This window comes from Citrobacter sp. Cpo147, from assembly GCF_030332405.1.
GTDB classification, from domain to species: domain Bacteria; phylum Pseudomonadota; class Gammaproteobacteria; order Enterobacterales; family Enterobacteriaceae; genus Citrobacter; species Citrobacter portucalensis.
The window spans coordinates 1-19,596 of sequence record NZ_JAOWHX010000038.1 but is presented as its reverse complement, the minus strand read 5'-3'; the positions used below and the strand labels follow the sequence as shown (position 1 = coordinate 19,596).

Annotated in this window: 37 protein-coding genes; 3 read left to right on the top strand and 34 right to left on the bottom strand. The window is 49.9% G+C overall.

The features are described from left to right. Window positions 1–9: 9 nt before the first annotated feature. Complete coding sequence (gene trkA / locus OGY06_RS18205; RefSeq protein ID WP_003031153.1) at window positions 10–1,386, top strand: Trk system potassium transporter TrkA; 1,377 nt, start codon at window positions 10–12, stop codon at window positions 1,384–1,386. Between the two features lie 141 nt (window positions 1,387–1,527). Further along, window positions 1,528–1,941: a large-conductance mechanosensitive channel protein MscL gene (gene mscL, locus OGY06_RS18200; RefSeq protein WP_003031152.1), complete on the top strand. Its 414-nt coding sequence runs from the start codon at window positions 1,528–1,530 to the stop codon at window positions 1,939–1,941. Here mscL and arfA read toward each other — a convergent pair. From arfA to rpsJ, 31 genes are all read right to left on the bottom strand, one after another. Beyond that, complete coding sequence (gene arfA / locus OGY06_RS18195; protein WP_003828276.1) at window positions 1,938–2,156, bottom strand: alternative ribosome-rescue factor ArfA; 219 nt, start codon at window positions 2,154–2,156, stop codon at window positions 1,938–1,940. The genes mscL and arfA overlap by 4 nt on opposite strands. 57 nt (window positions 2,157–2,213) lie before the next feature. Beyond that, complete coding sequence (zntR, locus tag OGY06_RS18190) at window positions 2,214–2,639, bottom strand: Zn(2+)-responsive transcriptional regulator (protein ID WP_003031145.1); 426 nt, start codon at window positions 2,637–2,639, stop codon at window positions 2,214–2,216. Window positions 2,640–2,649: 10 nt separating this feature from the next. Then, a complete protein-coding gene (locus OGY06_RS18185) occupies window positions 2,650–3,018 on the bottom strand; it encodes a DnaJ family domain-containing protein (RefSeq protein ID WP_240389572.1) in 369 nt (122 codons plus the stop codon). A gap of 107 nt (window positions 3,019–3,125) precedes the next feature. Beyond that, entirely contained in the window at window positions 3,126–3,509 is a 384-nt protein-coding gene (rplQ, locus tag OGY06_RS18180; RefSeq protein WP_001216370.1) for a 50S ribosomal protein L17, read from the bottom strand. A 40-nt stretch (window positions 3,510–3,549) separates the two neighbouring features. After that, window positions 3,550–4,539, bottom strand: coding sequence for a DNA-directed RNA polymerase subunit alpha (locus OGY06_RS18175; protein WP_003031139.1), 990 nt, complete (start codon window positions 4,537–4,539; stop codon window positions 3,550–3,552). Window positions 4,540–4,564: 25 nt separating this feature from the next. Then, window positions 4,565–5,185, bottom strand: a complete 621-nt coding sequence (gene rpsD / locus OGY06_RS18170; RefSeq protein WP_003031138.1) for a 30S ribosomal protein S4 — start codon at window positions 5,183–5,185, stop codon at window positions 4,565–4,567. A gap of 33 nt (window positions 5,186–5,218) precedes the next feature. After that, on the bottom strand, window positions 5,219–5,608 hold the full coding sequence (gene rpsK / locus OGY06_RS18165; protein ID WP_003031137.1) for a 30S ribosomal protein S11: 390 nt from the start codon (window positions 5,606–5,608) through the stop codon (window positions 5,219–5,221). A gap of 16 nt (window positions 5,609–5,624) precedes the next feature. After that, window positions 5,625–5,981, bottom strand: coding sequence for a 30S ribosomal protein S13 (gene rpsM / locus OGY06_RS18160; RefSeq protein WP_003031135.1), 357 nt, complete (start codon window positions 5,979–5,981; stop codon window positions 5,625–5,627). Window positions 5,982–6,127: 146 nt separating this feature from the next. Next, on the bottom strand, window positions 6,128–6,244 hold the full coding sequence (gene rpmJ, locus OGY06_RS18155) for a 50S ribosomal protein L36 (RefSeq protein WP_000868187.1): 117 nt from the start codon (window positions 6,242–6,244) through the stop codon (window positions 6,128–6,130). Window positions 6,245–6,274: 30 nt separating this feature from the next. Next, on the bottom strand, window positions 6,275–7,606 hold the full coding sequence (gene secY, locus OGY06_RS18150) for a preprotein translocase subunit SecY (RefSeq protein ID WP_001118864.1): 1,332 nt from the start codon (window positions 7,604–7,606) through the stop codon (window positions 6,275–6,277). 7 nt (window positions 7,607–7,613) lie between these two features. Beyond that, a complete protein-coding gene (rplO, locus tag OGY06_RS18145) occupies window positions 7,614–8,048 on the bottom strand; it encodes a 50S ribosomal protein L15 (RefSeq protein WP_003031132.1) in 435 nt (144 codons plus the stop codon). Between the two features lie 3 nt (window positions 8,049–8,051). Beyond that, window positions 8,052–8,231 (bottom strand): 50S ribosomal protein L30, encoded by a 180-nt coding sequence (rpmD, locus tag OGY06_RS18140; protein WP_001140434.1) that lies wholly within the window; start codon window positions 8,229–8,231, stop codon window positions 8,052–8,054. Between the two features lie 3 nt (window positions 8,232–8,234). Continuing rightward, complete coding sequence (gene rpsE / locus OGY06_RS18135) at window positions 8,235–8,738, bottom strand: 30S ribosomal protein S5 (protein WP_003031131.1); 504 nt, start codon at window positions 8,736–8,738, stop codon at window positions 8,235–8,237. A 14-nt stretch (window positions 8,739–8,752) separates the two neighbouring features. After that, window positions 8,753–9,106, bottom strand: coding sequence for a 50S ribosomal protein L18 (gene rplR / locus OGY06_RS18130; protein ID WP_000358960.1), 354 nt, complete (start codon window positions 9,104–9,106; stop codon window positions 8,753–8,755). A 9-nt stretch (window positions 9,107–9,115) separates the two neighbouring features. Then, entirely contained in the window at window positions 9,116–9,649 is a 534-nt protein-coding gene (gene rplF / locus OGY06_RS18125) for a 50S ribosomal protein L6 (protein ID WP_003031129.1), read from the bottom strand. 12 nt (window positions 9,650–9,661) lie between these two features. Continuing rightward, window positions 9,662–10,054: a 30S ribosomal protein S8 gene (gene rpsH / locus OGY06_RS18120; RefSeq protein ID WP_003031127.1), complete on the bottom strand. Its 393-nt coding sequence runs from the start codon at window positions 10,052–10,054 to the stop codon at window positions 9,662–9,664. A 30-nt stretch (window positions 10,055–10,084) separates the two neighbouring features. Then, a complete protein-coding gene (gene rpsN / locus OGY06_RS18115; RefSeq protein WP_003031125.1) occupies window positions 10,085–10,390 on the bottom strand; it encodes a 30S ribosomal protein S14 in 306 nt (101 codons plus the stop codon). A gap of 14 nt (window positions 10,391–10,404) precedes the next feature. Continuing rightward, window positions 10,405–10,944 (bottom strand): 50S ribosomal protein L5, encoded by a 540-nt coding sequence (gene rplE / locus OGY06_RS18110; RefSeq protein ID WP_003031123.1) that lies wholly within the window; start codon window positions 10,942–10,944, stop codon window positions 10,405–10,407. 14 nt (window positions 10,945–10,958) lie between these two features. After that, the gene (rplX, locus tag OGY06_RS18105) at window positions 10,959–11,273 is read right to left on the bottom strand and encodes a 50S ribosomal protein L24 (protein ID WP_003031122.1); all 315 of its coding nucleotides are present in this window, start codon (window positions 11,271–11,273) and stop codon (window positions 10,959–10,961) included. Between the two features lie 10 nt (window positions 11,274–11,283). Next, complete coding sequence (rplN, locus tag OGY06_RS18100) at window positions 11,284–11,655, bottom strand: 50S ribosomal protein L14 (RefSeq protein WP_000613954.1); 372 nt, start codon at window positions 11,653–11,655, stop codon at window positions 11,284–11,286. Between the two features lie 163 nt (window positions 11,656–11,818). Continuing rightward, complete coding sequence (gene rpsQ / locus OGY06_RS18095; protein ID WP_003031120.1) at window positions 11,819–12,073, bottom strand: 30S ribosomal protein S17; 255 nt, start codon at window positions 12,071–12,073, stop codon at window positions 11,819–11,821. Beyond that, a complete protein-coding gene (gene rpmC, locus OGY06_RS18090) occupies window positions 12,073–12,264 on the bottom strand; it encodes a 50S ribosomal protein L29 (RefSeq protein ID WP_000644742.1) in 192 nt (63 codons plus the stop codon). Before rpmC ends, rpsQ begins: the two co-directional genes overlap by 1 nt. Beyond that, complete coding sequence (gene rplP, locus OGY06_RS18085; RefSeq protein ID WP_000941208.1) at window positions 12,264–12,674, bottom strand: 50S ribosomal protein L16; 411 nt, start codon at window positions 12,672–12,674, stop codon at window positions 12,264–12,266. The genes rpmC and rplP overlap by 1 nt, the downstream gene beginning before the upstream one ends. A gap of 12 nt (window positions 12,675–12,686) precedes the next feature. Then, window positions 12,687–13,388, bottom strand: coding sequence for a 30S ribosomal protein S3 (rpsC, locus tag OGY06_RS18080; protein WP_000529945.1), 702 nt, complete (start codon window positions 13,386–13,388; stop codon window positions 12,687–12,689). Window positions 13,389–13,405: 17 nt separating this feature from the next. Further along, entirely contained in the window at window positions 13,406–13,738 is a 333-nt protein-coding gene (rplV, locus tag OGY06_RS18075; RefSeq protein ID WP_000448832.1) for a 50S ribosomal protein L22, read from the bottom strand. 14 nt (window positions 13,739–13,752) lie between these two features. Then, window positions 13,753–14,031 (bottom strand): 30S ribosomal protein S19, encoded by a 279-nt coding sequence (rpsS, locus tag OGY06_RS18070; protein WP_001138115.1) that lies wholly within the window; start codon window positions 14,029–14,031, stop codon window positions 13,753–13,755. Between the two features lie 16 nt (window positions 14,032–14,047). Beyond that, a complete protein-coding gene (gene rplB / locus OGY06_RS18065; RefSeq protein ID WP_000301869.1) occupies window positions 14,048–14,869 on the bottom strand; it encodes a 50S ribosomal protein L2 in 822 nt (273 codons plus the stop codon). A gap of 17 nt (window positions 14,870–14,886) precedes the next feature. Next, window positions 14,887–15,189 carry a 50S ribosomal protein L23 gene (gene rplW, locus OGY06_RS18060; protein WP_000617546.1) on the bottom strand — a complete coding sequence of 101 codons (303 nt, stop codon included), beginning with the start codon at window positions 15,187–15,189 and terminating at the stop codon, window positions 14,887–14,889. Beyond that, window positions 15,186–15,791 (bottom strand): 50S ribosomal protein L4, encoded by a 606-nt coding sequence (gene rplD / locus OGY06_RS18055; protein WP_003031119.1) that lies wholly within the window; start codon window positions 15,789–15,791, stop codon window positions 15,186–15,188. The genes rplW and rplD overlap by 4 nt, the downstream gene beginning before the upstream one ends. Before the next feature lie 10 nt (window positions 15,792–15,801). Then, window positions 15,802–16,431, bottom strand: a complete 630-nt coding sequence (gene rplC, locus OGY06_RS18050) for a 50S ribosomal protein L3 (RefSeq protein ID WP_003031117.1) — start codon at window positions 16,429–16,431, stop codon at window positions 15,802–15,804. A 32-nt stretch (window positions 16,432–16,463) separates the two neighbouring features. Then, window positions 16,464–16,775, bottom strand: a complete 312-nt coding sequence (gene rpsJ, locus OGY06_RS18045; RefSeq protein WP_001181005.1) for a 30S ribosomal protein S10 — start codon at window positions 16,773–16,775, stop codon at window positions 16,464–16,466. Between the two features lie 379 nt (window positions 16,776–17,154). Between rpsJ and OGY06_RS18040 the strand changes: the two genes are divergently transcribed. Continuing rightward, the gene (locus OGY06_RS18040; protein ID WP_003827774.1) at window positions 17,155–17,622 is read left to right on the top strand and encodes a prepilin peptidase; all 468 of its coding nucleotides are present in this window, start codon (window positions 17,155–17,157) and stop codon (window positions 17,620–17,622) included. Here OGY06_RS18040 and bfr read toward each other — a convergent pair. From bfr to tuf, 3 genes are all read right to left on the bottom strand, one after another. Next, window positions 17,619–18,095 (bottom strand): bacterioferritin, encoded by a 477-nt coding sequence (gene bfr / locus OGY06_RS18035; RefSeq protein WP_003827773.1) that lies wholly within the window; start codon window positions 18,093–18,095, stop codon window positions 17,619–17,621. The genes OGY06_RS18040 and bfr overlap by 4 nt on opposite strands. Before the next feature lie 71 nt (window positions 18,096–18,166). Beyond that, the gene (bfd, locus tag OGY06_RS18030; RefSeq protein WP_003031111.1) at window positions 18,167–18,361 is read right to left on the bottom strand and encodes a bacterioferritin-associated ferredoxin; all 195 of its coding nucleotides are present in this window, start codon (window positions 18,359–18,361) and stop codon (window positions 18,167–18,169) included. A 185-nt stretch (window positions 18,362–18,546) separates the two neighbouring features. Then, the coding region (gene tuf / locus OGY06_RS18025) for an elongation factor Tu (RefSeq protein ID WP_063942044.1) at window positions 18,547–19,596 on the bottom strand (1,050 nt) is incomplete at its 5' end.

The window sequence follows — 19,596 nt, the reverse complement described above, 5'->3', positions numbered from 1 at the left end:
TCGCGACTGATGAAAATTATCATTCTGGGCGCAGGGCAAGTTGGCGGTACGCTGGCTGAAAACCTGGTCGGAGAGAACAACGATATCACGGTAGTCGATACCAATGGTGAACGCCTGCGCAGCCTGCAGGACAAGTTTGATCTCCGTGTCGTGCAAGGGCATGGTTCGCATCCCCGCGTATTGCGTGAAGCCGGTGCCGACGATGCCGATATGCTGGTTGCCGTAACCAGCTCAGATGAAACAAATATGGTTGCCTGCCAGGTAGCTTATTCACTGTTTAATACGCCTAATCGCATCGCCCGTATTCGTTCACCAGATTACGTTCGCGATGCCGACAAGCTGTTCCAATCCGATGCGGTGCCAATCGATCACCTGATTGCGCCTGAGCAACTGGTTATTGATAGCATTTATCGCCTGATTGAATATCCGGGCGCATTACAGGTGGTGAATTTTGCCGAAGGTAAAGTCAGTCTGGCAGTAGTAAAAGCCTATTACGGCGGGCCGCTTATCGGTAATGCGCTGTCAACAATGCGTGAGCATATGCCGCACATCGATACCCGCGTTGCGGCGATTTTCCGTCATGACCGACCGATCCGTCCGCAAGGTTCTACGATCGTTGAAGCGGGTGATGAAGTCTTCTTTATTGCGGCATCACAGCATATACGCGCCGTAATGAGTGAACTGCAGCGTCTGGAAAAGCCGTACAAACGCATTATGTTAGTGGGTGGCGGTAATATCGGTGCGGGTCTGGCACGTCGTCTGGAAAAAGATTACAGCGTCAAACTGATCGAACGTAATCAACAACGCGCATCCGAACTTGCAGAGAAACTACAAAATACAATCGTCTTTTTTGGTGATGCTTCGGATCAAGAGTTACTGGCCGAAGAACATATCGATCAGGTCGATCTGTTCATCGCAGTGACCAATGATGACGAAGCAAATATCATGTCGGCGATGCTTGCCAAACGGATGGGCGCCAAGAAAGTAATGGTGTTGATCCAGCGCAGAGCATACGTCGATCTGGTGCAAGGCAGCGTGATCGATATTGCGATTTCACCGCAGCAGGCGACCATCTCCGCGCTGCTGAGCCACGTGCGTAAAGCTGATATTGTTGGCGTTTCTTCACTTCGCCGTGGCGTCGCGGAAGCCATTGAAGCCGTCGCACACGGGGATGAAACGACGTCGAGAGTTGTAGGGCGTTCAATTGATGAAATTAAACTTCCGCCCGGAACCATTATTGGCGCCGTTGTACGTGGTAACGATGTCATGATTGCCAACGATAACCTGCGCATTGAGCAGGGCGATCACGTAATTATGTTCCTGACAGATAAAAAGTTTATTACCGACGTTGAGCGACTATTCCAGCCAAGTCCTTTTTTCCTGTAATAATTTGGGCGCTAATACAGCGCCCTTTTTATTTCCCTTTATTTTTCATGGTCTAATAAATTTTCCTTTCGGCAATACATAAATGGAAATTGCCTAAACATTTGTTAAACTTATAAACGTCAGCTGCATAGGGAGAATAAAATGAGCATTATTAAAGAGTTTCGCGAATTCGCGATGCGCGGGAATGTTGTCGATTTGGCAGTGGGTGTCATTATTGGCGCGGCATTCGGTAAGATTGTTTCATCACTGGTTGCCGATATCATTATGCCGCCGCTGGGGCTGTTAATTGGTGGAATTGATTTCAAACAGTTTGCTTTAACGCTACGTGATGCACAGGGAGACATCCCTGCCGTGGTCATGCATTACGGTGTATTTATTCAAAATGTATTCGATTTCATTATTGTTGCGTTTGCTATCTTTATGGCAATCAAACTGATCAACAAACTGAACCGTAAAAAAGCTGAAGAGCCGGCAGCACCGCCAGCTCCATCGAAAGAAGAAGTATTGCTAAGTGAAATTCGTGACCTGCTGAAAGAACAGAATAATCGCTCTTAAGCACTCACTGAAACAAGAAGGCCAGTGGTAAAAAAGTTAATTACTTTCTTGCCACTGGCCTCCCAGTTACCCCGATTGCCATGTTTTCCTTTACGTAGATAACTTCCTTTCCCTTTCTTATTTTTCTCAACGCGCTGTCTGAACAGTGGGTCATGCAGAAGCGCCTCAATGGCGTTGTCCTTTATCTGCCCTTTGGTGTGCTGATAACGACTCATAATATCTCCAGTTTGTAGGAATTTACGCCGCGAGTGTAGACCTGGCAGTTCAAGAAATCAACAGCCTGATGTTGTTCCACTGGCGCCTTGCTCAAGAGCTTCAAGAATAGAGCAGTACACGCTGCTGTGTGCCTTGCCGCAGCATGCATCATTCAATCGCTGCAGAGACCGCTGCATCGTCTGAAGTTCAGCAATACGGGCTTCGACTTCTTGCAGTCTTTCCTGGACGATCCCTTTTGATTCCTGACAGGTATGGTGTTCGGGATCAACACGGATCGAAAGCAATTCGCGGATCGACTCCAGAGTGAAACCAAGCTGCCGGGCATAACGAATAAACTTCAAGCGCTGAAGATCGCTTTCTGTATAGAGGCGAAATCCGCCTTCAGTACGCACTTCATGCTCCATCATCTGCTGCTTTTCATAGTAGCGGATAGTATCCGGCGTCACGTCAGCCAGTTTCGCTATTTCACCAATTCGGTACATGCTCTCTCCGCTATTCGTCGTTGATCTTTTTTAGCAACTTATCTGCGTAGTCACCGCGCAAAAACTCGGTGCTGAGTTCAGCCTGCCGAAGTTTAAGTTCCAGTAGCGACAGTCTTCGGCTCACCTCCGGATAACTGGGATCATCTTTGCGGATCCCCGCGAGTATTTCAAGCAGCTGTATTGCCTCTCTGCGTTGCTCGAGCTCAGGAGGAAGGCAACCTGCATTTTTTAATAAACGGTATCCGGCTCGGAGTTCAGGCGGGACATGGGAGTCATCGTCAAGAGTCAGCGGTTCGCCCATTCCCGGTAAATCATCAAACTCGCCTTTAGACTGTGCATCAATAATATGGCGCTCTGCCCACTGGTCAAGTAACCACATACAACACTCCAGGGGATGAACAAAAAGAGTACAGATATTGTAGATAAGTGGGGATATGACGGATATAAAAAAACCCGCCGAGGCGGGTTTTTTTACGTTACTACAGATTACTCTGCAGCAGCTTCTGTTTTCTCTGAACGATCAACCAGCTCGATGTATGCCATCGGCGCGTTGTCGCCTGCACGGAAACCACACTTCAGAATGCGAGTGTAACCACCGGCGCGGCTCGCAAAACGCGGGCCCAGTTCGTTAAACAGTTTTGCCACGATCTCGTTATCACGAGTACGGGCGAATGCCAGACGACGATTAGCTACGCTATCAGTCTTGGCAAGAGTAATCAGCGGCTCAACTACGCGACGCAGCTCTTTCGCTTTCGGCAGAGTCGTCTTGATGATTTCATGACGAACCAGTGAACCTGCCATATTGCGGAACATAGCCTGGCGATGGCTGCTGTTGCGGTTCAGTTGACGACCACTCTTACGATGGCGCATGACCTTATCCTTCTCAGTAAAACCTTAACCTGTGATCCGGTTACTCGTCAGCGATGCTTGCCGGTGGCCAGTTTTCCAGGCGCATGCCCAGAGACAGTCCACGGGAAGCCAGCACGTCTTTAATCTCGGTAAGAGATTTTTTACCAAGGTTAGGCGTCTTAAGAAGCTCAACCTCAGTACGCTGTACCAGATCACCGATATAGTGGATAGCTTCTGCTTTGAGGCAGTTAGCAGAGCGGACAGTCAATTCCAGATCGTCAACAGGGCGCAGCAGGATCGGATCGAATTCTGGTTTCTCTTCTTTAACTTCCGGCTGACGTACATCACGTAAATCAACGAAAGCTTCCAGTTGTTCAGCCAGAATGGTTGCCGCACGACGAATCGCCTCTTCAGGATCGATTGTGCCGTTGGTTTCCATTTCGATGACCAGCTTGTCCAGGTCGGTACGCTGTTCTACACGCGCTGCTTCAACATTGTAGGCAATACGCTCTACAGGGCTGTAGCATGCGTCGACCAGCAGACGGCCGATTGGGCGCTCATCTTCTTCCGAATGAATTCGGGTAGAAGCCGGCACATAACCACGACCGCGCTGAACTTTGATACGCATGCTAATAGATGCATTCTCATCGGTCAGGTGGCAGATCACGTGCTGTGGCTTGACGATTTCGACATCACCATCATGGGTAATGTCGGCTGCAGTCACAGGGCCAATGCCAGATTTATTCAAGGTAAGAATAACGTCATCTTTACCCTGAACTCTCACCGCCAGCCCTTTCAGGTTGAGCAGGATTTCCAGGATATCTTCCTGAACGCCTTCTTTGGTGCTGTACTCATGTAGTACACCATCAATCTCAACCTCGGTCACCGCGCAACCCGGCATCGATGAGAGCAGAATACGGCGCAGTGCGTTACCCAAAGTATGGCCAAAGCCACGCTCTAAAGGCTCAAGGGTCACCTTGGCGTGCGTCGAACTCACTTGCTCGATATCTACCAGGCGCGGTTTTAGAAACTCTGTCACAGAACCCTGCATTGTGTCCTCTCTTTGGTACTAAGCTTTACTTGGAGTAAAGCTCGACGATCAGGTGTTCGTTAATGTCCGCAGACAGATCAGAACGCTCCGGCTTACGCTTGAACGTACCTTCCATCTTGCCAGCATCAACTTCCAGCCAGGTTGGCTTTTCACGCTGCTCAGCCAGCTCCAGAGCGGCTTTCACGCGAGACTGCTTCTTCGCTTTCTCACGAATGCTAACAACGTCATTCGGACTAACCTGATAAGAAGCGATGTTAACAACACGACCGTTTACCATAATTGCTTTATGGCTGACCAGCTGACGTGCTTCTGCACGAGTGGCACCGAAGCCCATACGGTATACAACGTTGTCCAGACGACCTTCCAGCAGACCCAACAGGTTTTCACCGGTGTTGCCTTTCAGACGTGCTGCTTCTTTGTAGTAGTTACGGAACTGACGCTCCAGCACACCGTAGATACGGCGAACTTTTTGCTTTTCACGCAACTGCACACCATAGTCAGACAGACGCGGTTTACGCGCACCGTGCTGGCCAGGAGCTTGTTCAATTTTACACTTGGTATCGATCGCGCGAACGCCAGACTTAAGGAATAAGTCAGTGCCCTCACGACGGCTCAGCTTGAGCTTAGGACCCAAATATCTTGCCATTTTCTTTCTCCAACAATCCTAGAAACGACAGCGTTATACGCGACGTTTTTTCGGCGGACGACAACCGTTATGAGGGATCGGAGTCACATCAGTAATATTAGTGATGCGGAAACCAGCGGCGTTCAGAGCACGAACAGTAGATTCGCGACCTGGACCCGGTCCTTTGACCATAACTTCCAGATTCTTGATACCGTATTCTTTTACGGCTTCAGCGCAACGCTCTGCTGCAACCTGAGCTGCAAACGGAGTGGATTTGCGAGAACCACGGAAACCGGAACCACCGGCTGTTGCCCAACCCAGTGCGTTACCCTGACGATCAGTAATGGTAACGATGGTGTTGTTAAAAGAAGCATGGATATGAGCCACGCCGTCAGAGACTTGTTTTCTTACACGTTTACGTGCACGAATTGGTGCCTTTGCCATTATTCAATCACCCCGATTATTTCTTGATCGGTTTGCGCGGACCCTTACGGGTACGTGCGTTGGTCTTGGTACGCTGACCGCGAACCGGGAGACCACGACGATGACGCAAACCGCGATAGCAACCAAGATCCATAAGGCGCTTGATGCTCATGCTAACTTCACGGCGCAGATCACCTTCAACGACAAATTTGGCAACTTCGTCACGCAGCGTGTCGATTTGTTCTTCAGACAGCTCACTGATCTTAACATCTTCAGCGATACCCGCGGCAGCCAGAATGGCTTTAGAACGGGTCTTGCCGACGCCGTAGATCGAAGTTAATGCGATCACAGCATGTTTCTGATCAGGAATGTTAATGCCTGCTATACGGGCCACTATGCACTCCTACTATTTAATATGTACGCACCATGCTGAAAAGCCCGTTTTCAGGATACTCAAATGGAAACGCACAGACATACAAAAGATTGGCTGGCTAATCTAGCCAGCTCAACCCAACTTTGCAAGAAAAATATGCGAATAAATCAGCCTTGGCGCTGTTTATGCTTCGGCTCGGCACTGCAAATCACACGGATGACACCATCACGCTTAACGATTTTGCAGTTACGGCATAATTTCTTGACGGAAGCACGAACTTTCATTTTTACTCTCCGTAACTTCTCGGGCGACTGTTAACGGCCGTAGCCTTTCAGATTCGCCTTCTTCAATGCAGACTCGTACTGACTTGACATCATCAGAGTTTGCACTTGAGCCATAAAGTCCATAATCACGACAACAACGATAAGCAGTGAGGTCCCACCGAAGTAGAACGGTACTTTCATTGCATCACGCATGAACTCCGGGATCAGGCAGATAAAGGTAATGTAGAGCGCACCAACCAAAGTCAGGCGGGTCATTACTTTATCGATATACTTCGCCGTTTGCTCTCCCGGACGAATTCCTGGTACAAATGCACCGGACTTCTTCAGGTTATCTGCTGTTTCACGCGGGTTGAAAACCAACGCCGTGTAGAAGAAACAGAAGAATATGATTGCAGACGCATAGAGTAACACATAAAGCGGTTGCCCAGGCTGCAAATACAGCGAAATTGTTGTCAGCCAGTTCCAACCAGTCCCGCCCCCGAACCATGACGCGATGGTCGCCGGGAACAGAATAATACTGGAAGCGAAGATTGCCGGGATTACCCCCGCCATATTCACTTTCAGCGGTAAATGTGTGCTCTGTGCAGCATAGACACGACGACCTTGCTGACGTTTCGCGTAGTTTACCACAATACGGCGTTGACCACGCTCAACAAATACAACAAAGAACGTCACTGCGAATACTAATACTGCAACCAACAGCAACACGAGGAAGTGCAGGTCGCCTTGACGCGCTTGCTCGATAGTATGGGCAATGGCTGGCGGGAGTCCCGCGACAATACCGGCGAAGATAATGATTGAGATACCGTTGCCGATACCACGTTCAGTAATCTGTTCGCCCAACCACATCAGGAACATCGTCCCTGTAACCAGACTTACAACAGCGGTGAAATAGAATGCAAAGCCTGGGTTCATCACCAGGCCCTGCATACCAGGCATATTCGGCAGACCGGTAGCAATACCGATCGACTGGAATATTGCCAGCACCAGAGTACCGTAGCGGGTGTACTGGCTGATCTTACGACGACCAGACTCCCCTTCTTTCTTAATTTCTGCCAGCGTTGGATGAACCACCGTCAGCAGCTGGATAATGATCGACGCCGAAATATACGGCATGATCCCCAGAGCAAAGATAGAAGCACGGCTGAGAGCACCACCAGAGAACATGTTAAACATTTCAATGATGGTGCCTCGCTGTTGCTCAAGCAGTTTGGCAAGTACAGCGGCATCAATACCAGGGATCGGAATGAAAGAGCCAATACGGAACACAATCAGCGCGCCGATTACAAACAGCAGTCTGCGTTTCAGCTCGCCTAAGCCACCTTTGGCACTTTGAAAATCTAATCCCGGTTGTTTAGCCATCTGCTACTTATTCCTCGATTTTACCGCCAGCAGCTTCGATAGCAGCACGAGCGCCTTTAGTAACACGCAGGCCACGAACAGTTACCGGAGTAGTGACTTCACCAGCCAGGATCACTTTCGCGAACTCGATCTGGATACCGATAATGTTAGCTGCTTTCAGCGTGTTCAGGTCTACAACACCGCCTTCAACTTTAGCCAGGTCAGACAGACGAACTTCGGCTGTAATCGCTGCTTTACGTGAAGTGAAGCCGAATTTCGGCAGACGACGGTACAGAGGCATCTGACCACCCTCGAAACCGCGACGTACGCCACCGCCAGAACGAGACTTCTGACCTTTGTGACCACGACCACCGGTTTTACCGAGGCCAGAACCGATACCACGACCCAGGCGGCGAGCCGCTTTTTTAGAGCCTTCGGCCGGAGACAGAGTATTTAAACGCATCTCTTACTCCTCAACTTTAACCATGAAGGAAACCGCGTTGACCATACCACGAACAGCAGGAGTATCCTCGCGTTCTACGGTGTGACCAATACGACGCAGACCCAGGCCAAGCAGCGTTGCCTTGTGTTTCGGCAGACGACCGATTGCACTGCGGGTTTGAGTAATTTTAATAGTCTTTGCCATGGTTTATTTCCCCAGAATTTCTTCAACGGATTTACCACGCTTGGCAGCGACCATTTCCGGAGATTTCATATTTTCCAGGCCATCGATAGTTGCACGAACCACGTTAATCGGGTTAGTGGAACCATACGCTTTAGCCAGAACGTTACGAACTCCAGCGACTTCCAGAACGGCGCGCATTGCACCACCGGCGATGATACCGGTACCTTCGGAAGCCGGCTGCATGAATACACGAGAACCCGTGTGAGTACCCTTAACCGGGTGCTGCAGGGTGCCGTGGTTCAGCGCGACGTTAATCATATTGCGACGGGCTTTTTCCATCGCTTTCTGGATCGCTGCTGGAACTTCACGCGCTTTACCGTAACCAAAACCAACGCGACCGTTACCATCACCAACTACAGTCAGAGCTGTGAAGGAGAAAATACGACCACCTTTAACGGTTTTAGATACGCGGTTAACCGCGATCAGCTTTTCCTGCAGTTCGCCAGCTTGTTTTTCGATGTGAGCCATCTTACACCTCTACCTTAGAACTGAAGGCCAGCTTCACGGGCAGCATCTGCCAGTGCCTGGACACGACCATGATATTGGAACCCGGAACGGTCAAAAGAAACATCTTTGATGCCTTTTTCCAGAGCGCGTTCAGCAACAGCTTTACCTACAGCTGCAGCAGCGTCTTTGTTACCGGTGTACTTCAATTGTTCAGCGATAGCTTTTTCTACAGTAGAAGCAGCTACCAGAACTTCAGAACCGTTCGGTGCAATTACCTGTGCGTAAATATGACGCGGGGTACGATGTACCACCAGGCGAGTTGCACCCAGCTCCTGGAGCTTGCGGCGTGCGCGGGTCGCACGACGGATACGAGCAGATTTCTTATCCATAGTGTTACCTTACTTCTTCTTAGCCTCTTTGGTACGCACGACTTCGTCGGCGTAACGAACACCCTTGCCTTTATAAGGCTCAGGACGACGGTAGGCGCGCAGATCTGCTGCAACCTGACCGATCAGCTGTTTATCAGCGCCTTTCAGCACGATTTCAGTCTGAGACGGACATTCTGCAGTGATTCCCGCAGGCAGCTGATGGTCAACTGGGTGAGAGAAACCTAAAGCCAGGTTTACTACATTCCCTTTAACCGCTGCACGATAACCTACACCAACCAGCTGAAGCTTCTTAGTGAAGCCTTCGGTAACACCGACAACCATTGCATTCAGCAGGGCACGCGCGGTACCAGCCTGAGCCCATCCATCTGCGTAACCATCACGCGGACCGAAGGTCAGTGCATTATCTGCATGATTTACTGCAACAGCATCGTTGAGAGTACGAGTCAGCTCGCCGTTTTTACCTTTGATCGTAATAACCTGACCGTTGATTTTTACATCAACGCCGGCAGGAATAACGACCGGTGCTTTAGCAACACGAGACATTTTTTCCTCCGATTAGGCTACGTAGCAGATAATTTCGCCACCAAGACCAGCCTGGCGCGCTGCACGATCAGTCATAACACCTTTAGAGGTAGAAACAACTGCGATACCCATGCCAGCCATAACTTTCGGCAGCTCGTCTTTACGCTTATAAATGCGCAGACCTGGGCGACTGACACGCTGAATGCTTTCTACAACAGCTTTACCCTGGAAATACTTGAGAGTAAGTTCCAGTTCCGGCTTGGTGTCGCCTTCAACTTTAAAATCTTCAATAAAACCTTCTTCCTTCAGCACGTTGGCAATTGCCACTTTCAGCTTGGAGGAAGGCATGGTGACCGCAGCTTTATTCGCGGCCTGACCGTTACGGATACGGGTCAGCATATCCGCGATCGGATCTTGCATGCTCATCTGTCTTTACTCCCGTGATTCAATTGGTAATTACCAGCTAGCCTTTTTCAAGCCTGGTACTTCACCGCGCATGGCGGCTTCACGCAGTTTGATACGGCTCAACCCGAACTTGCCCACATAGCCATGCGGACGACCTGTTTGACGGCAGCGGTTACGCTGACGGGACGGGCTGGAATCACGCGGCAGAGACTGCAGCTTGAGAACTGCGTTCCAACGATCTTCGTCGGTCGCGTTCACATCAGAGATAATAGCTTTCAGTTCAGCGCGTTTTGCGAAGTACTTATCAGCTAAAGCTACGCGCTTTACTTCGCGTGCTTTCATTGATTGCTTAGCCATTCAGTAACCCTACCTTACTTGCGGAACGGGAAGTCAAAGGCAGCCAGCAGAGCACGGCCTTCTTCATCAGATTTCGCAGTAGTGGTAATGGTAATATCCAAACCACGCACGCGGTCGACTTTATCGTAGTCGATTTCTGGGAAGATGATCTGCTCACGGACACCCATGCTGTAGTTACCACGACCGTCGAAAGACTTAGCGGACAAGCCACGGAAGTCACGGATACGTGGAACAGCAATAGTGATCAGGCGCTCAAAGAACTCCCACATGCGTTCGCCACGCAGAGTTACTTTACAGCCGATCGGATAGCCCTGACGGATTTTGAAGCCTGCAACTGATTTGCGTGCTTTGGTGATCAGCGGTTTTTGACCGGAGATTGCTGTCAGGTCAGCTGCTGCGTTATCCAGCAGTTTCTTGTCAGCGATCGCTTCACCAACACCCATGTTCAGGGTGATCTTCTCGACCCGAGGGACTTGCATGACAGAATTGTAGTTAAACTCAGTCATGAGTTTAGCGACTACTTCGTCTTTGTAGTAATCATGCAGTTTCGCCATCGTACTACTCCAAATTACTTGATAGTTTCGCTGTTAGATTTGAAGAAACGGACTTTTTTGCCGTCTTCGAATCTAAAGCCTACACGGTCAGCCTTGCCGGTTGCCGCGTTGAAGATAGCAAGGTTAGAGATCTGAATAGCTGCTTCTTTCTCTACGATGCCGCCTGGTTGGTTCAGGGCCGGAACCGGCTTCTGATGTTTCTTAACCAGGTTGATACCTTCAACAATGACCTTGCCGGAAGACAGGACATTCTTAACTTTACCGCGTTTACCTTTATCTTTACCGGTTAACACGATAACTTCGTCATCACGACGGATCTTCGCTGCCATGATTCGCTCCTTAGAGTACTTCTGGTGCCAGAGAGATAATTTTCATGAACTTCTCGTTACGAAGTTCACGAGTTACCGGCCCAAAAATACGCGTACCGATAGGTTGCTCGCTGTTATTGTTTAAAATAACGCATGCATTACCATCGAAGCGAATGACAGAACCGTCCGGGCGACGAACACCCTTCTTGGTGCGCACCACTACCGCCTTCAGCACATCACCTTTTTTGACCTTACCACGCGGAATTGCTTCCTTGATGGTGATCTTGATGATATCGCCGACGCCTGCGTAGCGACGGTGCGAGCCACCCAGAACCTTGATACACATTACGCGACGTGCACCGGAGTTGTCGGCGACGTTCAGCATAGTCTGTTCTTGGATCATTTTAGTGCTCCGCTAATGTCAACTACTACTGAGACCCGAAAATCAGGTCGTTAAAAAAGCCCCATATCGGGGGCGCGGCATTATAACACCGCTTCAACGATATGGGTAGAAAAAATAAACGGCTCATCGCTGAGCCGTTTATTCGTTGAGAATGCCTACTGTATTACAGAACGGCTTTCTCTACAACGCGAACCAGCGTCCAGGACTTAGTCTTGGACAGCGGACGGCATTCGCGGATTTCAACCACGTCACCAGTACCGCATTCGTTGTTCTCGTCATGTACGTGCAGTTTGGTCGTACGCTTAATGAATTTACCGTAGATCGGGTGTTTCACAAAACGTTCGATAGCAACAACGATGGATTTCTCCATTTTATCGCTAACAACGCGACCTTGCAGAGTACGGATTTTATCGGTCATTACGCACCCGCCTTCTCAGTCAGTAAAGTCTTAACGCGTGCGACGTCACGACGCACTTGCTTCAACAGGTGAGACTGTTGCAGCTGGCCACTTGCAGCCTGCATACGCAGGTTGAACTGCTCACGCAGCAGATTCAGCAGCTCGGTGTTCAGCTCTTCAACACTCTTCTCACGCAGCTCTTTTGCTTTCATTACATCACCGTCTTAGTTACAAAGGTGGTTTTAATCGGCAGTTTCGCTGCTGCCAGCTTGAATGCTTCACGGGCCAGCTCTTCCGGTACGCCGTCCATTTCATACAGGACTTTACCCGGCTGAATCAAGGCAACCCAATACTCCACGTTACCTTTACCTTTACCCATACGCACTGCCAGCGGCTTTTCAGTGATCGGTTTGTCCGGGAATACACGGATCCAGATCTTACCTTGACGCTTAACTGCACGGGTCATAGCACGACGTGCTGCTTCGATCTGACGGGCAGTCAGACGACCACGGCCAACAGCTTTCAGACCGAAGCTGCCGAAGCTAACATCCGCGCCAGCAGCCAGACCGCGGTTACGGCCTTTGTGCATTTTACGGAATTTTGTACGCTTTGGTTGTAACATCAGCGACGCTCCTTATTTACGGCCTTTACGCTGCTGCTTTTTAGGTTGCGCAGCCGGTTTTTCCGGTTGTTCAACAGCAGCCATACCACCCAGGATCTCGCCTTTGAAGATCCACACTTTAACGCCGATTACACCGTAAGTGGTGTGCGCTTCAGAGGTGTTGTAGTCGATGTCAGCACGCAGAGTGTGCAGAGGTACGCGACCTTCGCGGTACCATTCGGTACGTGCGATTTCCGCGCCGCCCAGACGGCCGCTAACTTCAACTTTGATACCTTTAGCGCCCAGACGCATTGCGTTCTGTACAGCACGCTTCATAGCACGACGGAACATAACACGACGTTCCAGCTGAGAAGTGATGCTGTCAGCAACCAATTTTGCGTCCAGTTCAGGCTTACGCACTTCGGCGATATTGATCTGAGCAGGAACGCCAGCAATATCGGCTACGACTTTGCGCAGTTTTTCTACGTCTTCGCCTTTCTTACCGATAACGATACCCGGGCGAGCGGTGTGAATGGTCACACGGATGCTCTTAGCCGGACGCTCGATAACGATACGAGATACAGACGCTTTAGCCAGTTCCTTAGTCAGGTACTGACGTACTTTAAAATCGCTGTCCAGGTTGTCAGCGAATTCTTTGGTGTTCGCAAACCAGGTTGAGTTCCATGGTTTTACAATACCCAGGCGAATACCATTAGGATGTACTTTCTGACCCATTGCTAGTCTCCAGAGTCTCAGCGATCGGACACAACCACAGTAATGTGGCTGGTGCGCTTCAGGATGCGATCTGCACGACCTTTTGCACGCGGCATAATGCGCTTCATGCTCGGGCCTTCGTCTACGAAAATTTTCGTAACTTTCAGATCGTCAATGTCAGCGCCATCGTTGTGTTCAGCGTTAGCAATGGCAGATTCCAGGACTTTCTTAACCAGTACAGCCGCTTTCTTATTGGTGTAGGTCAGAATATCCAGAGCCTGCGACACTTTCTTACCGCGAATCAGGTCTGCAACAAGGCGAACCTTCTGAGCAGAAGAACGAGCATGGCGATGTTGAGCTAAAGTTTCCATCTCTTCCTCCTACCTTATTTCTTCTTCGCTTTTTTATCAGCAGCGTGGCCGCGATAAGTACGAGTCGGTGCGAATTCACCCAGTTTGTGACCGACCATTTCGTCGGAAACAAATACCGGAACGTGCTGACGACCATTATGGACAGCGATGGTCAAACCGATCATGTTAGGAAAGATCGTTGAACGACGGGACCAAGTGCGCAGGGGCTTCTTGTCTCCGCTTTCCACCGCTTTCTCTACCTTCTTCAGCAAGTGCAGGTCAATAAAAGGACCTTTCTTGAGAGAACGTGGCATGGCTTATCCTCTAAAATTATTTGCTACGGCGACGTACGATGAATTTATCAGTACGCTTGTTGCTGCGGGTCTTCTTACCTTTGGTCTGAACGCCCCACGGAGTTACCGGGTGCTTACCAAAGTTACGACCTTCACCACCACCATGTGGGTGGTCGACTGGGTTCATCGCAGTACCGCGAACGGTAGGACGAACACCACGCCAGCGTGCAGCACCTGCTTTACCCAGAACGCGCAGCATATGCTCAGCATTGCCAACTTCGCCCAGAGTTGCACGGCAGTCTGCTTCGACTTTACGCATTTCACCAGAACGCAGACGCAGGGTGACATAAGCACCATCACGAGCAACGATCTGAACGTAAGTACCAGCGGAACGTGCCAGCTGACCGCCTTTACCTGGTTTCATTTCTACGTTATGAACGGTAGAACCAACCGGGATATTGCGCATCGGCAGGGTGTTACCTGCTTTGATTGCAGCATCAACGCCAGACTGAATCTGGTCGCCAGCTTTCAGGCCTTTAGGGGCCAGGATGTAACGGCGTTCACCGTCTTTGTACAGAACCAGCGCGATGTTCGCGGAGCGGTTCGGATCGTACTCAAGACGTTCAACAACTGCCGGGATACCGTCTTTGTTGCGTTTGAAGTCAACAATACGATAAGCCTGCTTGTGACCACCACCGATGTGACGAGTGGTGATGCGGCCATTGTTGTTACGACCACCGGATTTGCTGTTTTTTTCAACCAGCGGAGCAAAAGGTTTGCCCTTGTGCAGCTCTGGGTTGACCACTTTAACAACGTGGCGACGACCCGGAGATGTCGGTTTACATTTAACAACTGCCATTGTATTACTCCTCCGACTTACTCAGCGCCGCCGACGAAGTCCAGATTCTGGCCTTCCTTCAGGGTGACGTAAGCTTTTTTCCAGTCGCTACGACGACCGATACGCTGTCCGTGACGTTTAACTTTCCCTTTAACTACCAGGGTGTTAACGACTTCGACTTCGACTTCAAACAGTTTCTGCACAGCAGCTTTGATTTCTGCTTTGGTCGCGTCTTTAGCAACTTTGAGAACGATGGTGTTAGTTTTTTCCATCGCAGTAGACGCTTTTTCAGAAACGTGCGGTGCGCGCAGCACTTTCAGCAGACGTTCTTCACGAATCATGCCAGCATCTCCTCAACTTGCTTAACAGCATCAGCAGTCATTACGACTTTGTCGAAGGCGATCAGGCTAACCGGGTCGATACCAGTTGCATCGCGTACGTCAACCTTGTGCAGGTTGCGCGCAGCCAGGAACAGGTTTTCGTCCAGCTCACCGGTGATGATCAGCACATCTTCCAGAGCCATGTCTTTCAGTTTCTGTGCCAGCAGCTTAGTTTTAGGCGCTTCTACAGAGAATGATTCGACAACGATCAGACGATCCTGACGTACCAGTTCGGACAGAATGCTTTTCAGCGCGCCGCGGTACATCTTTTTGTTAACTTTTTGACTGTGGTCCTGTGGACGAGCAGCGAAGGTCACGCCACCTGAACGCCAGATCGGGCTCTTGATAGAACCTGAACGCGCACGGCCGGTACCTTTCTGGCGCCACGGCTTTTTGCCTGAACCAGTTACTTCAGCACGAGTCTTCTGAGCACGAGTACCCTGACGAGCACCAGCTGCATAAGCAACAACAACCTGGTGAACCAGCGCTTCGTTGAAATCACGACCGAAGGTAGTTTCGGAAACAGTCAGCGCGCTCTGCGCGTCTTTCAATACTAATTCCATTGCTATCCCCTTACGCCTTCACAGCTGGTTTAACGATCAGGTCGCAACCGGTCGCACCCGGAACACCACCTTTAACCAGCAGCAGGTTGCGCTCAGCGTCAACACGTACTACGTCCAGGCTCTGAACGGTTACACGTTCGTTGCCCAGCTGACCTGCCATTTTCTTGCCTTTGAACACTTTGCCCGGAGTCTGGTTCTGACCGATAGAACCCGGAACGCGGTGAGACAAGGAGTTACCGTGAGTAGCGTCCTGGGTGCGGAAGTTCCAGCGCTTAACGGTACCAGCGAAACCTTTACCTTTAGAGGTACCGGTTACGTCAACTTTTTTAACGTCAGCAAACAGTTCAACGCTAATGTTCTGACCAACGGTGTATTCTTCACCATCTGCCAGACGGAACTCCCACAGGCCGCGGCCAGCTTCTACGCCAGCTTTAGCAAAGTGGCCAGCTTCCGGCTTAGTTACGCGGTTAGCTTTTTTAGCACCGGTGGTAACCTGAACAGCGCGATAGCCATCGTTAGCCAGATCTTTAACCTGAGTAACGCGGTTTGCTTCAACTTCGATAACGGTTACTGGGATAGATACGCCATCTTCAGTGAAGATGCGGGTCATACCCACTTTTTTACCGACTAAACCAATCATTGTATCAACCTCTCAATCGCTCGATGACCTGATTAACCCAGGCTGATCTGCACGTCTACACCGGCAGCCAGGTCCAGACGCATCAGAGCATCAACGGTTTTTTCAGTTGGCTCAACGATGTCAACCAGACGCTTGTGAGTACGGATCTCGTACTGATCACGCGCGTCTTTGTTGACGTGCGGGGAGATCAGAACGGTGAAACGCTCTTTGCGGGTCGGCAGCGGGATCGGACCACGAACCTGCGCACCAGTGCGCTTGGCAGTCTCGACGATTTCCGCGGTTGATTGATCGATCAGACGATGATCAAACGCTTTCAAACGGATACGGATTCTTTGGTTCTGCATGAGACCAGAGCTCCAATTATTTTATAGACGAAATAGTTACTCCTCAAACCCATTACGATTGATGGGAGAGTGTAACCGTTCTTACAGAGTTCCCCGATTGGGAACATTGTCTGGTATTGCTTTCGCAGTACCGGTGGCTCATATCGAACCGCTGTCAATATTAGACAAGCCCGCGCATTATACGTAAATCTCAGTCTTAAGCAAGTGCCGCGTAGAAATTAATCACTCGTTCACAAATGCGGCGCTCCTTCCACTCTGATTGTATGTCCTGCGGTGCAACGCGTTTTCCGTGGAAGAGAGCATCCATAACCCACATCCCGGGCTTGTAGGGCCGCCGGGTTTACCTGAAGGTAAACGCTTTACCAGATAAGGCTTGCCCATGTACATCGACCTCCCCTTTCTGTTGATTTATGTTTCGCTATCAGGACTGCTCTTAGTCCACGACCTACGTACCGGGTTGCTGCCCGACAAATTTACCTGCCCTCTTTTGTGGGGCGGTCTTATTTATCATCAATGCTGCAGACCTGCACAGTTATCCGACGCGCTTTGGGGTGCTGTAGCGGGTTATGGGGTATTTGCTTTGTTCTACTGGGGGTATCGTTTGATATGCCGACAGGAAGGGTTAGGCTTTGGCGATGTCAAATTTCTTGCCGCGCTAGGCGCATGGCATCGCTGGGAATCATTACCACTTTTGGTTTTACTTGCCGCGGGTATGGCATGTTGCCTCACCGGGATTTCCTGCGTCCGTTACGGGAAACAGGTACTAAAAAACCCGCTGCCATTTGGGCCATATCTGGCGGCTGCGGGTTTTGTTATTGGCCTGGTAAGTATGATACTGGGTGGTTAGTCACTGACTTTAATTTGCGATTGCAGATAATTTTGTAAGCCAAGTTTTGCAATCAGGTCCAGCTCGGTTTCGAGCCAGTCAATATGCCCTTCTTCTTCAGTCAGGATCTCAATCATCATATCCCGGCTGACATAATCATGAACGCTATCGGCATAGGCAATGGCTTCACGCAAGTCTTTAGCACCATCGAGTTCGAGTCGAAGATCGGATTGCAGCATCTCTTCAACGTCTTCGCCAATACCCAACTTGCCAAGATCCTGCAAGTTCGGGATCCCTTCTAAGAATAAAATACGCTCGATATATTTATCAGCGTGTTTCATCTCATCGATAGATTCATGGTACTCAACATCATTGAGGCGAGTCAGTCCCCAGTTTTTAAACATACGAGCATGGAGAAAATACTGGTTGATCGCGACAAGCTCATTTCCCAATAGTTTATTGAGATAATTTATGATTTTAACATCACCTTTCATTTTATAGTCCCTCCGCTTCCACTCTTAGAGCGTAGATGGGGCTACAGGGATGTCAAAAAAAAGAGTGTGACTTAGGCGATCTCTTTAAATTCTGGCATTTGTGTTAATTCATCCTGCATGACCTCGCGGGCAGCACGAATGCATTTACCACATTGATTTCCAACAGGAATAAATTTACGTAATTGCTGAAAGGACTGAGGATGAAACTGGCGAACAGCCTGACGTATTTTTTTATCACTTATCGCATTACACAAACAAACGTACATGATCGCTCCCGTTCAATTTCTGCGCAAAGTGTAAATGAGAATAGTTATGATTACAATAGCACAACGCGATTTACGCGGCGGGAGAATGAATAAAAAATGCGAATAAATATGACAACGACTAAATTGCAGGTAGCAAAAAGAGCGCCGAAGCGCCCTTTTTAAGCTCAAAGCTAATTAATCAATAATTAGCTCATTACTTTAGCAACAACGCCCGCACCAACAGTACGGCCGCCTTCACGGATTGCGAAACGCAGACCGTCGTCCATCGCGATCGGGTGGATCAGGGTAACAACCATTTTGATGTTGTCGCCCGGCATTACCATCTCTACGCCTTCCGGCAGTTCGATGGTACCAGTCACGTCAGTAGTACGGAAGTAGAACTGCGGACGGTAGCCTTTGAAGAATGGAGTATGACGACCGCCTTCGTCTTTGGACAGAATGTACACTTCAGATTCGAACTTGGTGTGCGGCTTGATAGAGCCCGGCTTAGCCAGTACCTGACCACGTTCGATTTCTTCACGTTTGATACCACGCAGCAGAACACCAACGTTCTCACCAGCACGGCCTTCGTCCAGCAGTTTGCGGAACATTTCAACGCCAGTACAGGTAGACTTAGCTGTCTCTTTGATACCAACGATTTCAACTTCTTCACCAACTTTGATGATACCGCGCTCTACACGACCGGTAACAACGGTACCACGACCGGAGATGGAGAATACGTCTTCGATAGGCAGCAGGAACGGCTTGTCAATCGCACGCTCTGGTTCTGGGATGTAAGAATCCAGGAAGCCAGCCAGTTCGATGATTTTCGCTTCCCACTCTGCTTCGCCTTCCAGCGCTTTCAGAGCAGAACCACGAACGATCGGAGTGTCGTCGCCCGGGAAATCGTACTGAGACAGAAGTTCACGAACTTCCATTTCTACCAGTTCCAGCAGCTCTTCGTCATCAACCATGTCGCATTTGTTCAGGAACACGATGATGTACGGAACGCCTACCTGACGACCCAGCAGGATGTGCTCACGAGTCTGCGGCATCGGGCCGTCAGTCGCAGCAACAACCAGGATCGCGCCGTCCATCTGCGCAGCACCGGTGATCATGTTTTTAACATAGTCGGCGTGGCCCGGGCAGTCTACGTGTGCGTAGTGGCGAGTCGGGGTGTCATATTCAACGTGAGAAGTGTTGATGGTGATACCACGAGCTTTTTCTTCCGGCGCGTTATCGATCTGGTCGAATGC